Annotated in this window: 16 protein-coding genes; 12 read left to right on the top strand and 4 right to left on the bottom strand. The window is 64.4% G+C overall.

What is annotated here, in order from left to right:
- Positions 1-21 precede the first annotated feature (21 nt).
- Positions 22-318, bottom strand: a complete 297-nt coding sequence (locus ACOQFP_RS04845) for a hypothetical protein (protein WP_421583649.1) — start codon at positions 316-318, stop codon at positions 22-24.
- 218 nt (positions 319-536) lie between these two features.
- On the opposite strand from ACOQFP_RS04845, the gene ACOQFP_RS04840 reads away from it, so the two are divergent.
- Positions 537-2,879, top strand: a complete 2,343-nt coding sequence (locus ACOQFP_RS04840; protein ID WP_421583648.1) for a transketolase-like TK C-terminal-containing protein — start codon at positions 537-539, stop codon at positions 2,877-2,879.
- A 26-nt stretch (positions 2,880-2,905) separates the two neighbouring features.
- Here the strand turns inward: ACOQFP_RS04840 and ACOQFP_RS04835 are convergent, their stop codons facing one another.
- A complete protein-coding gene (locus ACOQFP_RS04835; protein WP_421583647.1) occupies positions 2,906-3,583 on the bottom strand; it encodes a TetR/AcrR family transcriptional regulator in 678 nt (225 codons plus the stop codon).
- 154 nt (positions 3,584-3,737) lie between these two features.
- Between ACOQFP_RS04835 and ACOQFP_RS04830 the strand changes: the two genes are divergently transcribed.
- From ACOQFP_RS04830 to ACOQFP_RS04790, 9 genes are all read left to right on the top strand, one after another.
- Positions 3,738-4,937, top strand: coding sequence for a cytochrome P450 (locus tag ACOQFP_RS04830; RefSeq protein ID WP_421583646.1), 1,200 nt, complete (start codon positions 3,738-3,740; stop codon positions 4,935-4,937).
- Complete coding sequence (locus ACOQFP_RS04825) at positions 4,937-5,134, top strand: ferredoxin (RefSeq protein WP_421583645.1); 198 nt, start codon at positions 4,937-4,939, stop codon at positions 5,132-5,134. The genes ACOQFP_RS04830 and ACOQFP_RS04825 overlap by 1 nt, the downstream gene beginning before the upstream one ends.
- A complete protein-coding gene (locus tag ACOQFP_RS04820) occupies positions 5,131-6,288 on the top strand; it encodes an NAD(P)/FAD-dependent oxidoreductase (RefSeq protein WP_421583644.1) in 1,158 nt (385 codons plus the stop codon). The genes ACOQFP_RS04825 and ACOQFP_RS04820 overlap by 4 nt, the downstream gene beginning before the upstream one ends.
- The gene (locus ACOQFP_RS04815) at positions 6,285-6,674 is read left to right on the top strand and encodes a hypothetical protein (RefSeq protein WP_421583643.1); all 390 of its coding nucleotides are present in this window, start codon (positions 6,285-6,287) and stop codon (positions 6,672-6,674) included. The genes ACOQFP_RS04820 and ACOQFP_RS04815 overlap by 4 nt, the downstream gene beginning before the upstream one ends.
- A 3-nt stretch (positions 6,675-6,677) precedes the next feature.
- Complete coding sequence (locus tag ACOQFP_RS04810; RefSeq protein WP_421583642.1) at positions 6,678-7,436, top strand: 1-acyl-sn-glycerol-3-phosphate acyltransferase; 759 nt, start codon at positions 6,678-6,680, stop codon at positions 7,434-7,436.
- A 63-nt stretch (positions 7,437-7,499) separates the two neighbouring features.
- Positions 7,500-8,051, top strand: coding sequence for a TetR/AcrR family transcriptional regulator (locus ACOQFP_RS04805; protein ID WP_421583641.1), 552 nt, complete (start codon positions 7,500-7,502; stop codon positions 8,049-8,051).
- 93 nt (positions 8,052-8,144) lie between these two features.
- A complete protein-coding gene (locus ACOQFP_RS04800) occupies positions 8,145-9,737 on the top strand; it encodes a GMC oxidoreductase (protein WP_421583640.1) in 1,593 nt (530 codons plus the stop codon).
- A 22-nt stretch (positions 9,738-9,759) separates the two neighbouring features.
- Positions 9,760-11,052 carry a lipase family protein gene (locus ACOQFP_RS04795; protein ID WP_421583639.1) on the top strand — a complete coding sequence of 431 codons (1,293 nt, stop codon included), beginning with the start codon at positions 9,760-9,762 and terminating at the stop codon, positions 11,050-11,052.
- Between the two features lie 75 nt (positions 11,053-11,127).
- The gene (locus tag ACOQFP_RS04790) at positions 11,128-11,907 is read left to right on the top strand and encodes an EAL domain-containing protein (protein WP_341243697.1); all 780 of its coding nucleotides are present in this window, start codon (positions 11,128-11,130) and stop codon (positions 11,905-11,907) included.
- A 23-nt stretch (positions 11,908-11,930) separates the two neighbouring features.
- Here the strand turns inward: ACOQFP_RS04790 and ACOQFP_RS04785 are convergent, their stop codons facing one another.
- A complete protein-coding gene (locus ACOQFP_RS04785; protein WP_341243696.1) occupies positions 11,931-12,863 on the bottom strand; it encodes a bile acid:sodium symporter family protein in 933 nt (310 codons plus the stop codon).
- A gap of 86 nt (positions 12,864-12,949) precedes the next feature.
- Here ACOQFP_RS04785 and ACOQFP_RS04780 point away from each other — a divergent pair, with 86 nt between their 5' ends.
- Entirely contained in the window at positions 12,950-13,330 is a 381-nt protein-coding gene (locus tag ACOQFP_RS04780) for a VOC family protein (RefSeq protein ID WP_206489580.1), read from the top strand.
- Between the two features lie 195 nt (positions 13,331-13,525).
- Positions 13,526-13,933, top strand: coding sequence for a hypothetical protein (locus ACOQFP_RS04775; protein WP_421583638.1), 408 nt, complete (start codon positions 13,526-13,528; stop codon positions 13,931-13,933).
- An 80-nt stretch (positions 13,934-14,013) separates the two neighbouring features.
- Here ACOQFP_RS04775 and ACOQFP_RS04770 read toward each other — a convergent pair whose 3' ends face one another.
- Positions 14,014-14,583, bottom strand: coding sequence for a GNAT family N-acetyltransferase (locus ACOQFP_RS04770; protein ID WP_421583637.1), 570 nt, complete (start codon positions 14,581-14,583; stop codon positions 14,014-14,016).
- Positions 14,584-14,755: the final 172 nt, after the last annotated feature.

Genomic DNA, 14,755 nt, shown 5'->3' with positions numbered 1-14,755 from the left:
ACTCGGCTCGAGGGCTTCGTTCTACGGCATATCGAGTTTCTGCGAGACCACCGTGCGCTGTACCTGCGCGTGGTCCGCGAGGAGGAGTTCGGCGAGGCTGGGGTCGAGAGCGCGCTTCGGCAGGCCCGCGCTCGTCGGTGCTGCGATCTCCGGGTGGACGGGGTTTCTCGATCGCACCGCGGAGGCCTTCTTCGAGTCACCGGATGTCGAATTGGACGCCCTGGTGGCGTTGATCGTCGACGCGTTCGAGGCGGTGGTCGAGTCCGCTTCCCGCCGAAGCGATCGATCCGAATGATCAGGACGACAAGAAGCGATCACCGAATGGGTGTGCAATGTGTGCAGGGTGCACAATCCGATCGGTCACTGTTGCGCAGCAGGTGAGCCTCTGGTCGACTGGAACCGGCCGCGTTCCCAGCCGCGACCGACTCGGCGCTTCGCAATCCGAACGCTCGCCTGAGGGGGTGACGGGGCCACATCCGGTCCTGTCTCGTCCGCTCGATGTGCCCTTTCGTCGCCAACTTCAGGAGTCTTCGGCCATGACCAGTCTCAGTTCGACCGCAGACGATTCGGCCGCCGGTGGGCGCGAAACCCTGCACGAGATCTCCGAACGCGTGCTGTGGCTCTCGACGTCGATGATTCACCACGCCAATCGAATCCGCCCCAATCCGACGGGGTTGAAGGTCGGTGGGCACCAGGCGTCCTGCGCCTCGATGGTCACGATCATGACGTCGCTGTGGTTCGAGCAGTTGACCGCAGCAGACCGCGTGTCGGTCAAACCGCATGCGTCGCCGGTGCTGCACGCCATCAATTACCTGCTCGGTGAGCTGGACGAGAAGTATCTGACGACGCTGCGCTCGTACGGCGGTCTGCAGTCCTATCCCTCGCGTGCCAAAGATCCCGATGCAGTCGACTATTCGACGGGGTCGGTGGGCATCGGTGCGACGGCTCCTATCTGGGGTGCGATATCGCGTCGTTTCGTCGACTCGGCATTTTCCGAAGACACCCCGAGTGGGTTTCGCGGCCGGCAGTATTCGCTCGTCGGCGACGCCGAGTTGGACGAAGGAGCCGTCTGGGAGGCCGTCATCGATCCCGGCATCGGCGAACTGGGCGAAATCGTCTGGATCGTCGACCTCAATCGTCAGTCGCTCGACCGAGTGGTACCGAACATCGCGGCGCGGCGTCTGGAGAAGATGTTCGACGCGGCAGGCTGGCAGGTCATCACCGTCAGGTTCGGAAGGCTGCTGGAGAACCTGTTCGCACGTAGCGGTGGTGACGCCCTTCGTCGACGTATCCTCGACATGCCCAATCCCGAGTATCAGAGGCTGCTGCGTTGTTCGGCGACCGAGTTACGTGATCGATTGCCCGGCAAGGGTTCCGATGTTGAAGCGATCGCCGAACTCATCGGCGATCTCGACGACGTGATGCTCACCGAGGCGATTCGCAACCTCGGTGGTCACGATCTCGACGCATTGCGTGAGGCGTACGCGCAGATCGACGATACTCGTCCCACCGTCGTCATCGCCTACACGGTCAAGGGGTTCGGGCTCCCCACCCAGGGGCATCCTCAGAACCACTCGTCGCTGCTGACAGTCGATGAATATCGCTCTCTTGCAGAGACTCTCGGCATGGACGCTGCTTCACCGTGGGGTCGATTCGGCGAGGGCACCGCGGCCGGTCGGCTGTGCGCCGACACCGCCGAACGTCTCCGCCGTGAGCCGGTGCCCTCGGCGACGCCGCCCGCAGTCCCCACTGATATCGGCCGTACTCCGAAGGGCACGGCCACGACGCAGGCCGCGCTCGGTCGCACGCTGCTCGACCTCACCCGTGAGGCACCCGATGCTGCTCGACGCGTTGTCACGGTCAGCCCCGATGTCAGCTCCACCACCAACCTCGGTGGCTGGGTCAACAAGGTCGGAGTGTGGTCGTCCTCGGCGCGGCACGATTGGTTCGGTGACGATGCCGAAACCATCATGCATTGGCGTGAGGGCCCTTCCGGGCAGCACATGGAACTCGGTATCGCCGAGACCAATCTCGTCGGGCTGATGGGCGAGCTGGGTGCGACGTGGAGTCGGTGGGGTGAGCCGCTGTTCCCGATCGGGGTGATGTACGACCCGTTCCTCGAACGTGCCCTCGAGCCGTGGTCGTACGGCATCTATGCCGGTGGTCAGTCGATCCTCGTCGGTACGCCGTCGGGTGTCACCCTGGCCGCGGAAGGCGGTGCGCATCAGTCGATCAAGACTCCGTCGATCGGTCTGGAGCAGCCGGGATGCATCTCCTACGAGCCGGCGTTCGCCATCGACGTCGAATGGACCTTGCTGGCGAGTATCGCCAAGCTGGGCCGCCCCGACGGCACCTCGGCGTACCTGCGCCTGTCGACGCGTCCGGTCGATCAGACGCTCGCCGACGTGCCCAGCGATCCGGCGGCGCGTGAACGCAGGCGTCGGCAGGTGGTGGCAGGCGGTTACCCGCTCGTTCGGCGTGACGGTGCCACCGTGACGATCGCGGCGATGGGTGCGCTGATGCCCGAAGCTCTGGACGCGTCAGCACGTTTGGAGCAGATCGGCGTCGTGGCGGATGTTCTGTGCATCACCAGCCCCGGCCAACTCTATCGGGCCGTGCAGGCGCGCCGTGGTCACGGGGACGCCGAATCGTGGATTCTCGATCAGCTGTTGCCTGCAGATCGGGCGACACCGATGGTGACCGTGCTCGACGGTCATCCCCATACCTTGGCGTTCCTGGCGGGCGTCAACCGAGTGGCATCGACGTCGTTGGGCGTCAGTACATTCGGTCAGGTGGGATCGTTGGACGAGGTGTACAGGCATCATCACATCGACACGGATTCGATCGTTGGCGCTGCCTTGGATGTCACCGGTCGGTAGCGCCTACGTTCGCTCCTCGACCTTCTTCAGTGGGGTGCGCCGTCCGGGTTCGTGGTGAGATCGAGCGCGGCCTGCACCCCGCCGGTGTACGAGGTAGGAAGCTCTCGGCTGCAGAGGGTTTCGGCCTCGTCGGCGGATACTCCGAGGGCGCGTAGAACTCGCTGGGTGGTGCGGTCGACTGTCGATTCCTCGTCGCGGTCGGGTTGCTCCAGAAGCAGTCGGCCCATGGACAGCAGGGCGCCGGCCACCAAGGCGAGCGCGAGATCGGCGTCCTCGACATCGAATTTGCCCTGGGCTGTTGCCGATTCGATGTCGCGGCGCGAACGTGGTGCGAGGCCCCCATCTGCGGCGACTGCGGCGGCTTCGGAGTTGAGTAACACCCTGCTCAGTTCCGGCTCGAGCCGGAACAGGCGTCCGGAAAGTCGAAACGACTGGGTGAATTTCTCGACCGGGTCGTGCAGATCGACGGTCAGTGAGTCGAGGTAGTCGCCCACCGATTCCAGGGCGGAGTCGATGGCCGCCTGCCACAGCTCTTCCTTGCTGTCGAAGTAGTTGTAGAAGGACCCGTTGCTGACGTCGGCTGCCTGGGTGATGTCCAGGACGGGTGCGTTGGTGTTTCCCGTTGCCAGGAATCCCTGTGCAGCTCGCACCAGCGCGGCCCTTGTGCGTGCTTTCCGGCGCGCGACACGGCTGCCTTCGACCACGATCTGCTCCTACTCGATGAGGTTTGTTGAGGGAAAGCCTAGTCGCGAAATTATGACGATTTCGTCAATGTCCTTGACTGTCGACAGCGTCATGGGTGACGATATCGTCATTATTCGAAGACCGTCACCCCCAACGGGCTGCATCGAGGACTTGATGAAAACCACTGTTTCGATACCGCGGTATCCCACCGACATCTACTCCACCGACGCGATCCTCGATCCGTATCCGCACTACGCGCGACTGCGTGCGCTCGGCCCGGTGGTGTGGCTCCCGAAACAGCAGGTGTTCGCCATCTCGCGCTACGCAGAGTGCAAGCAGGTGCTGCTCGACGACGAGACCTTCATCTCCGGCGATGGAGTCGCGCTCAATCCCGTGGCCAACCGGCTGGGCCGTGGGACGACCCTCAACAGTGACGGCGAGGAGCACTCGAGCAAGCGTTCGGTGCTGGCCCACCGACTCACCCCGAAGGCCGTACGAAAGATGAGGCAGGCGGTCGAGGAGCAGGCGGAGAGCATCGTCGATGCCGCGCTGCACAAACGATCGGTCGACGGTGTGGACGATCTTGCGACGGCGTTGCCGATGTCGATCGTCCCGGATCTGGTCGGGTGGCCCGAGGACGGCCGCGAGGATCTGCTTCGATGGGCCGGAGCGACATTCGACTCCCTCGGACCCGTCAATCGGCACTCGATCACAGCCGCGAGGGGTGCCGCAGAAATGTTGTCGTTCTCGAGGCGGGTGGTCAGAGAACGATCGGTCATTCCGGGGAGCATGGGTGCCGACGTCCTCGAGGCCGCCGACGAGAACAAGATCGCCAAGTCCGCGTGCCCTGCGCTGATGGTCGACTACCTCGGTCCCTCGCTCGACACCACTATCGGAGCGATCTCCGGTGCCCTGGATCTTTTCGCTCGGCACCCGGACCAGTGGCAGGCAGTACGGCAGAACCCGGACCTGATTCCCAATGCCGTCAACGAGGTCGTGCGCTACGAGTCGCCGATCAGGGCGTTCTCGCGTCGAGCAATGCGTGATGTCGAGATCGCCGGATCGACAGTGCCGCGAGGTGCCCGCGTCGTGGTCGTCTACGCGTCGGCCAATCGTGATGAGCGCGAGTGGGATCGTCCCGACGAGTTCGATATCACCCGGGATGCTGCACGCCAACTGGGCTTCGGATCCGGCGTGCACGGCTGCGCGGGACAAGGTCTGGCACGACTGGAAGCGCAGACCATGCTGCAGGTGCTCGCGCGTCGAGTCGACCGAATAGTGCCTGCGGGAACGCCGAAACGGGCTGTCAACAACATCATTCATCGATACGAACGATTGCCACTGGAGTTGGTGGCGGCAGAAGGGACACAGTGATGAGAGTCGACGTCGACTGGGATCGGTGCGAGGGCCATGGTATCTGCGCGGAGCAGGCACCGAAGGTGTTCGAGCTCGATGACGAAGGCGAATTGCACTACGCGTTCGAGGGCAAGGAGATTCCCGAGGATCTGGCGTCCGCGGCTCGGTCTGCGGTCGGCGTGTGCCCCGTTGCGGCACTGCGAGAACAGGCGTGAGCTCTTCGGGCCGAGGGATCGTCATCGTCGGAGATTCGATCGCGGGGTGCACCGCCGCCCGTGAGCTGCGTGCCCGCGGGCACGGTGGCCCGCTCACCATGATCGGTGCGGACGCGGACGGTTGCTACGCCCGGCCCCCGTTGTCGAAGCATGTGCTCAAAGGTGAAGCAGCAGCGGCCGAAACGTGGGATCTCTCTGATCTCGACATCACCACGATCGGCGATCGCGCGGTGTCGGTGGATACCGAAACGCGCACGGTATCCACCGCCGGCGGCACCCACGTTCCCTACGACTCGTTGATCGTGGCCAGCGGAGCGGCCGCACGCCGCCTCGCCGGCCCGGATCAGGCGGGCGAGACGGTGTTGCGGACATTCGATGATGTGCGGGCACTACGCCCGAAACTGGAGGCGGCGCGGGCGGCCATCATCATCGGCGCAGGCTTCCTCGGCATGGAGGTCGCCAGTGCCTGCGTCTCTCGCGGTATCGAGGTCACCGTCGTCGACGTCGACCCGCCGCTGAAGCGCCTGCTGGGTTCTTTTCTGTCCGACGCGATCTCCGCGCGTGCCGAGGACGCGTCGGTCCGGTTCGTTCGGACGGAGAGCCCGGTTTCGCTGTCGGGCAGCCCGGTCACCGGCGTCGAGTTCGCGGGCCGCACACTCGAGGCCGATCTGGTGGTCACCTGCGCAGGCGATGTGCCGGAAACAGCATGGCTGGCCGGGGCCGGTATCGCGGACGATCGAGGTGTTGCTATCGACGAACGCTGTGCGACAGCATGTTCCGGAGTTTTTGCGGCCGGAGATGTTGCCTACTCTCGCACCGGCCCCGGTCGAGCCCCGTTCTGGTCCAATGCTGTCGCTCAGGGAAAGGTTGCTGCTGCCTCCGCGCTCGGTCTCGAGCCCGCGTGTGCACCCACCGACGACTACTTCTGGACCGAGATCCTCGGATTGTCGATCAAAGTCGTCGGACCACTTCCTCTCGACGGGAAGCCGACCGTGCTCGAAGGGTCGGTGGAGCAGGGATCGGCCCTGCTGCAATGGAATCACCGCGACGGGCGCACCACCGTCGTGGCCTTCGGTATCAAGAAACCTGTCGGCCTGCTCCGGCGGCTTGCTCGCGGCAGCGTTGCCGCCACCAACCAAGGAATTCACTCATGACTATCGGCAACACACTTGTTCGGCGACTTCCCGACATCGTCGGGCTGGGCCGCGCTGCGATCGGGATCGCCCACATGATCGCCCCCACCAGGGCCAACGAACTCCTCGCCGGTCCCGACGCCGCGGTGGCAACCACCCGAGCTGCCGCGCGCACCTTCGGAATTCGCGAGATCTACATCGGCGGCGGGCTCTTTGCCGCAAATCGATATGCCCCGGCGGCGGTGCGGCCGCTGCTGCGGGCGGGGGTGGCGGTCGATGTGTGGGACACCGCAGCATTCGCACTCACCGCGCACCTGCCGCAACGAACGAGGACGGCCGGTTGTGCGATCGCCGGGGGCTTCGCGATCGCCGGTGCCGTTGCCGACCTGCAACTGGATCGGCGGTAGGCAGTGCACTGGGCCGCGCGGGCGTTGCGAGCAGCGAGCGTCGATGCCGTGCGCTTCTATCACCGACTCGAAGTGTCGGTGGCGCAGCCGGTTCCGGACACCCCGGTGTTGTTCGTCGCCAACCATGGGTTCGGCGGCGTCATCGATCTCAACGTGTTCGCGTTCGCCGCCGCGTATGACGAATTGGGTGTCGATCGTGAGTTGATCACGCTGACACACCAGATCGCGTGGACGCTGCATGTCGAGAAATTGATCGAGCCCTTCGGCGCTCGGCTCGCGGGCAGGCAGACGGCGCTCGATGCGTTCGAGCAGGGCGCCAACGTACTGGTGTTTCCCGGGGGCGATGTCGATGCGCTCAAGGACTGGAGGCACCGCAACGAAATCCTCTTCGACGGGCGCACGGGCTTTGCCCGGTTGGCTGTGGAGGCGGGGGTGCCGATCGTGCCCGTGGTCACTGCAGGAGCGGGCGAGTCCCTGCTGGTACTCGACAGTGGGAGGCGCTTGGCGAAGGCGCTCGGGTTGGACCGAGCGTTCAGGCTCGAGACCTTGCCGTTGTCGTTGTCGATTCCCTGGGGTCTCAATCTCGGTATGGTCGGAATGCTGCCGTACCTGCCGTTGCCCACGAAACTCACGACCTCGGTATTGGAGCCTATGCGTCCGGGTGCCGACGAGACGGTCGAGGAGTTCGCCGCGCGGGTGCACGTGGTGATGCAGGCCGAACTCGACGAGATGACCGAGGATCGGCGACCCATCATCGGATGATGGCTACGCCTGTGCTCTGCGTAGTGCGTGAGCCCCGTTTCCCCGAGGGGTCATAATCGGACCATGCGGTCGAAGCGCAAGATTCTGGATGCGACGCTCGAGTTGATTGCCGAGTCCGGCTTCGAGAGTGTCACCATCGCGGCCGCTGCTCGCTCTGCCGGGGTGACGCGGCAGACGGTGTATTCGATCTTCACCACGCGCGAGGACATGGTCTCCGAGGCCATGGTGGGGCTCGTCGTCGACGTCATCGGCGGGATCAGGGACAAGGCCGATCAGACCGAGACTGCGTCGGAGTTCGTCGTCGAGACGATTGTCGCCGCTCGCAGCCTGATTCGCGGTGAGCCGGTTCTGAGTTCGTTGTTGCGCTCGGACAACGCGAACCCACTCTTCGATTCGGACATGATGGATCGGGCCGTGCCGGTGGTGCGTCAGTTTCTCGACGGCTACATCGAACGCAATCCGGGATTCGATTCGTCCCTGTTCGACGGTATCGAAGCGGTGCTGGTGCGGAACGGGCTGGCGGTGATCCTTTTCGACGATCCTGTCATTCAGGAGGACGACGGACTTCGTCGTTATCTTCGACGCTGGCTGGTTCCGGTCCTGCCGTTCGGCTGAAACTTGACACTTCTGCGCTGTGCTGTCTAGTTTTGCACCGCGCATGTATGTGACCCGGGTCTCGATGCGCGGTCCGAAATCATGGGGGGAAAGTTGTCGAATTTCAGTCGCCGTTCGTTTCTGGGTGCCACCGCAGCAGCCGGTCTGGCCGCCGCGGTATCGGGTACCGGCGTGGCCCGGGCCGCCACCGGTGCAAGGAAGCAGATTCCACTGACCCGCGAGGACCATCGCGTGGTCATCATCGGATCCGGCTTCGGCGGTGGCGTCGCGGCGTTGCGCCTGGCCAGTGCAGGCGTTCCCGTCCTGGTGCTCGAGCGAGGACGTCGCTGGCCCTCAGGGCCGAACTCCGACACCTTTCCCAATCCACTGGCACCGGACAAGCGCGTCCTGTGGTACGGCTCTAGCCCCAACCTGTTCGGAAAGCCGGTCCCGTTCGATCCGTACGTGGGCCTGCTCGAGGCGGTTCCCGGCGAGAACATGACTGCACTGTGCGCCGCGGGTGTCGGCGGTGGATCGCTGGTCTACCAGGGAATGACGTTGGAACCCGCGCAGCCGGTGTTCGAGGAGTTCTTCCCCGCCGGTCTGGACTGGCCGACGTTGCACAGCACCTACTACCCGCGAGTGGCACAGATGCTGCAGCTCGAGCTGGCCCCCGACGAGCTGATCGATTCACCCAACTACCGAGCGGCGCGAGTGTTCGCAGCCAACGCACGTAGAGCGGGTCTGCCCGTATCGAAGATCCCGATGCCGATCGACTGGAACTACGCCCTCGACGAGATCCACGGGCTGGTGAAACCGTCGTACACCGACGGTACCGGTGCATTCGGGGTGAACAACGGCGGCAAGCATTCGGTCGATGTCACCTACATCGCGGCAGCCGAGGCGACCGGACTCGCCACAGTCGCGACACAACACAATGTCACGAGCATCGAACGCGCCGACGACGGCCGATGGACCGTGCACGTCGACAGGATCGACTCCGACGGAACGGTGTTGGAGAACAAGATCCTGACCACCGGTGCACTGATCATGGCGGCCGGTAGCTTGAACACCACGAAGCTGCTCGTCCGAGCCGGAGCCAACGGTTCGATCCCCGATATGCCCGACGAACTGGGGCAAGGGTGGGGCACCAATGCCGATCGAATCTACGTGTGGTCGAGTCTCGAGCAGGAATTCGGTACACCCCAAGGTGGTCCGGTGGTGTTCGGCAGCCTCAACTGGGACGACCCACGCACTGCACACACCGTCATTCAGGCATCGATACCGTCGTTGGGATTCGATGCTCGCAGCACCATGATCGTGGGCTACGGCGTCAGCGACGGACGTGGGCATTTCTCTTACGACTCCGCGCGCGATTGCGCTCAGTTGCATTGGCCGGTCGAGGGAGACTCGGTCATCCAGAACGGTTCCATCGACCCGTCGGTTCGCCGCATCGCGGGCCCGGGCAGCATCCTGACCGACACCAACGCGATTTTCCCCTCCACCTGGCACCCACTGGGCGGGGCGAACATGGGACCGGTGTGCGATCTCGACGGGCGCGTACACGGCCAACCCGGTCTCTACGTTCTCGACGGGGCCCTGATGCCCGGCAACACCGCGGCCTGCAACCCGTCGATGACCATCGCTGCGCTGGCCGAGCGTGCGCTGGACAACATAGTCGCCCGCGACGTCGGTTCCGTTTTCTAATCCCCTCTGCAGAAGGATCCCAATGCAGCTGTATCGCACCTTGATCGGCGTCGCCGCCACCGCTGTCCTCGTATGCTCGTCGAGCGTGCTCGGAGCCTCGGCGGCGCAGGCGGATCCCGTCGACGATTTCTATATTCCTCCGGCCCAGCTCGTCGACGACCCCGGCGCGGTATTGCGGACACAGCCGATGTCGTTGTTCGCCGCGCTCCCCGGCCCGGACGGCGGCTATCCCGTCCAGGCGCAGCGAGTGCTGTACACCTCACGGACACAGGACGATACGCCGGTGGGAGTGTCGGGAACGTTCATCGAGACCGCGGTGCCGTGGCGCGGAGCCGGCCCACGGCCGACCATCGTCGTCGCACCGGGCACGGTAGGACAGGGCGATCAGTGCGCGCCTTCACGGGCCTTCCCCACCACGATCAACGCTGTGGCGCAACCACTGTCGATCTCGTTCAATCAGGAACTGCTGTCCTCGACGCTGTGGGGGTCGATGGGGGCCAATGTGTTCGTCACCGACTACATCGGGCTGGGAACACCGGGAATTCATACCTACGTCAACCGCGTCGAGCAGGCACATGCGGTTCTCGACGGTGCTCGCGCCGCGAACGAACTGGCCGGCGACGCCGACGCACCGGTCGGGATCTGGGGCTACTCGCAGGGCGGCGGAGCCGCAGCCGCTGCAGCCGAACTCGCGTCGGAGTATGCGCCCGGGCTGAATATCAAGGGCACCTGGGCCGGAGCGCCAACAGCGGATCTGCTCGAGGTGTTGAAGACCGTCGACGGAACGTTGATCGGAGGCGTGATCGGCTATGCGCTCAACGGTTTCGTGGAGCGAGACCCCAGCCTGTTGCCTCTTCTGGACGAGCGGTTGACCGACCACGGCAAGGCGGTACTCGCGGATCTGTCGACTCAGTGCATCGGCGACACCATCCTGAAGTATCCGTTTCTACGCACCGAGACACTGACATCGAACGGTCAGTCGATGCTCGCGAACCTGGCCACCATCCCACAGGCGGGACCCATTCTCGATGCGCAGCGGATCGGTCGCAGCACTCCGAATGCACCGGTGCTGATCACCAGCGGTCTCAACGACGACACCGTTCCGTACGATCAGGCCAGACAATTGGCCCAGGACTGGTGTGGACGAGGCGCTTCGGTCGAGTTCCGCACCAATCCGCTACCTCCGATACTGCAGGGTGCTGTGATACCCAACCACTTCGGCCCGCAGTTGATCGACGGGTACGGCGGTGAGGCTGCGACGTTCTTGATGGACAGGTTCGCCGACGTCCCCATGGCGACATGTTCGCTCGACTGACTGTCGAGCAGCGCGCCGAGGGCTCTGTCGCGGTGGCCGTGCCGGCACTGTGTCCGGTCATTGCACTACGGAACCGTGTTGTCGACTAAGGGTGCCTCGACACCGCTGCATTCGACGCTGTTGCGCTCGAGGCGGCGGGTGGAGGCCGTCATTGCCGGCGGTGGTCCGAGTATCGTCTTTCAACCGATCGTCCGTGGGCACGACGGTGCCGTGGAAGGATACGAGGCCCTGTCTCGCTTTCCTCCCGGTGGCGGCGACACCGAAGAATGGTTCGCCGATGCAGCCCACTGCGGCCTCGGCCCTGCTCTCGACAGATCGGCCGTCGTCAACGCATTGAAGGAATCCGCGCGTCTGCCGCAGGGCCGCTTCGTTGCGGTGAATCTCAGCGCAGCAACGCTGTTGGACGATTCGACATTCGTCGATCTGCTGATCGACTTCGGTGCGCGTCGACCACTGGTCATCGAGATCACCGAGCATGCTGCCCTCGACGACGAGGACGCCGTGGTCGATGTGCTGGCCGAACTCCGGCGCGGCGGGGTGTCCATAGCCGTCGACGATGTGGGCTCTGCGTACGCCGGTGCGCGGCAGCTCGTGGTGCTCGAGCCGGAGATGATCAAACTGGATGCGTTCGTCGTGCACGATATGAAAGGCAATCGAGCGAAGTCGGCCCTGGCCGAACTGGTGCTCGAGTTCGCACGAAGGACCGATGCGAGGTGTGTGTTCGAGGGCATCGAGACCGACGAGGATCTCGAGACGGCCAGGATGATCGGGGCCGATCTGCTGCAGGGTTACCGAACCGGCCGCCCAGAGCCGGCGGCTGGCAGCGGCGAAATCGGGTGCAGTCAGCCGCGGTGAGCGCGGTCAGCTACACCCGATTTTCACTTGATCGTCGAGCGACGCGACCAGTAGCTGGCCAGCAGTGACCCGGACACGTTGTGCCACACCGAGAAGATGGCTGCGGGTAGCGCGGCCGCGGGGCTGAAGTGCACCGACGCCAGCGCTGCGGCCAGTCCGGAGTTCTGCATTCCCACTTCGATGCTGATCGCACGTCGGCTGGCAACGTCGAGTCCGCATGCCTTGCCGATGCCGTAGCCGATGGCGAGTCCGAGCGAGTTGTGCAGCACGACGGCGAGGACGATCAGAGCGCCGATGGACAGCAGCGTCGATGCGCTCGCAGCCACGACGAACACGACGACGGCGGTGATGCCGGCGACCGAGATCAGCGGAAGGGCGTCGAGCATGCGATTGATGGTTCGGGGAAACAGCAGTCGGAGAACAACTCCCAGCACGATCGGCACCAGTACTATCTGCAGGATCGAGACGAACAGTCCTCCTGCGTCGACCGGTAGGTACTCACCGGCGAGCCAGAGCACCAGCAACGGCGTGAGTATCGGTGCGAGCAAGGTCGATACCGAGGTCATGGCCACCGACAGTGCGGTGTCGCCTTTGGCCAGGTAGACCATCACATTGGATGCGGTGCCGCCCGGTGCGGAGCCGACCAACACCATTCCGGCAGTGAGCGCGGCAGAGAGGCCGAGGAGATTGGCGATGCCCAGTCCTACGAGGGGCATTACGAGGAACTGGGCGGCCACACCGAGCAGAAGTGCCAAGGGGCGACGGGCGACCACGGCGAAGTCGGAGAGCCGCAACGTCATTCCCATACCCAGCATGATGATCGAGAGCAGCCACGGCACCGCCGGTGTGCCGCCGCTGAACGTGTCGGGGGTGATCAGGGCCAGGGCTCCGGCCGCAACGACGATCAGGGCAAACCACTTGCCGGTGAATTCGCTGACGCTCTTCAGCTTGGACATGTGGTGACTCCAAAGGTGGTCGGGCACGGCGTCGCGAATTCTAGCCCTACCCTTTTCGAGGCTGTCCCGGGTGTACATTCGCGCTCATGGCATGCCGAATCAGTGAGCTCGTACTCGATTGTCGTGATCCCGAGGCCCTGGCGACGTTCTGGTGTGAGGTGTTGGATTTCGTCGTATTGGACAGGGAGGGCGACGGTTCGGTGGAGATCGGTGCGCGCGACGGGTTCGGCGGCACCCAGCCGACCATCATCCTCAGTCCCAGCGAGAACCCCGAGAAGGCGAAGCCTCGGCTGCACATCGACGTGAGTGCGACCGATCGGGATCAGGCCGCGGAGCTCGAACGACTCCTCAGCCTCGGCGCGCGACGAGTGGAGATCGGTCAGACCGGCCAGGAGTCCTGGCATGTATTGGCAGATCCGGAGGGCAACGAATTCTGTTTGCTGCGAGCGCGACTCAGCCCCGTCTGAAGCGGGAGTGGGCGGACATCATGAGGATGTCGCTCGGCCCGCGGAGATACGTGAGCTCGTAGACGGTCACCTGGCTCCACCGCAGCCGTGACGCGTGGCTTCGGACATAGAACAAGACCGATCGGCCTTGTTCTGGCAGAATCGTGGTTACGCTGGGTTCGACCGCAACCGAAGGACGACGAACATGACGCCACCGTGAACAAGTTCTCGACGGTGGCACTGCTGATCCTGTTGGGTGCAGCCGGGACGTTCAACGGGGTGTCGCTGACCTCGGACCCCTCCGGGCGGTCGTTGGGCTTGGATGTCGGGATGCTTCCGTCCTGGCATACCTGGGACTACCGAATCTCCGGGTTGTTCGTGCTGTTCTTTCTCGGACTCGGACCGTTGATCTGCGTGGCTGCCGTCCTCGTCGACGCCTCCGAGGCCGCGGTGTATGTCGTGTGTGCGGGGCTGGTGACCATCGGCTGGGTGGTGTGGCAGATCGTCGTACTCGACATCGACGCTCCCCGCGCCCAAGTCCCCCTCACCGTGCTGGGGATCGCGTTGATCGCCCTCGCAGTCGGCCAGTTGCGTGCTCGGGCCCGCGATCGAAGCCGGCAATAGCGCCCAGTCCGAACTGCTACAACTCGAGCGAATCCCCACCCGAGCGGTGCACGTTGCTGGGCCTATGAACCCCGCACCGCCTATGAACCCCGCACCGCATCGAACGCGGGCCGGTTGCCGTGTCTCCACTGCGTCGCTGTGATCTCGTACAGGACCTCGCCTTGGTCCGCGCCGGGCAACGGGTCCTGCCACTCGCGGACGTGCGTGCTCACGTGGCGCATTCCGATCTTGCTCATCACGCCCCGTGACGGGTAGTTGACTGCCATTGTCTCGGCCCAGATCCGTTGCAGTCCAAGCGTGCCGAATCCGTGGTCCAGCAGCAACAATGCCCCTTCTGTGGCCAGGCCTTTCCGCCATTGTCGGCTCATCACCCGCCAGCCGATCTCGGCCTGATCGCTGCTCACGGGCGCGTCGACTGTCGAGTCACTGCGGCCGAGGTCCCACCAGCCCAGAAAGGTGCCGCCCTCGAAGCCGACCCACCACCCGAGCCCTAGTCGGTCGGCAACCGTGTCGGCGATTGATTCCGAGGCGAGGCGACACCGGACCCCAGGGTTCAGTATCGAGTCGAATGAGCGGGATGCCGCGTATGGACAGCGATCGTGAACCGTGAGGTGCGCTCGCCGGACCGCCCCGAGGCTGAGTAACCTCACACCCCTGCTGCACGGTGCGCGCCCTGTCTATCGTTCTTTGCCAGGATGATCGTGAGACACGTCCTGGCCTGGGCGTGGGGAATCGAGATGCTTGTGATCGACATCGAGATCGGACGAACCACTACTGGCGGCCGGACGTTTCCGGTTGCGTTTCGGATCGCGTTCGTCGAGC

It is taken from the genome of Rhodococcus sp. MALMAid1271 (assembly GCF_049195265.1).
In the GTDB taxonomy this organism is placed as follows: Bacteria; Actinomycetota; Actinomycetes; order Mycobacteriales; family Mycobacteriaceae; genus Rhodococcoides.
This window is presented reverse-complemented; position numbering and strand designations above follow the sequence as displayed.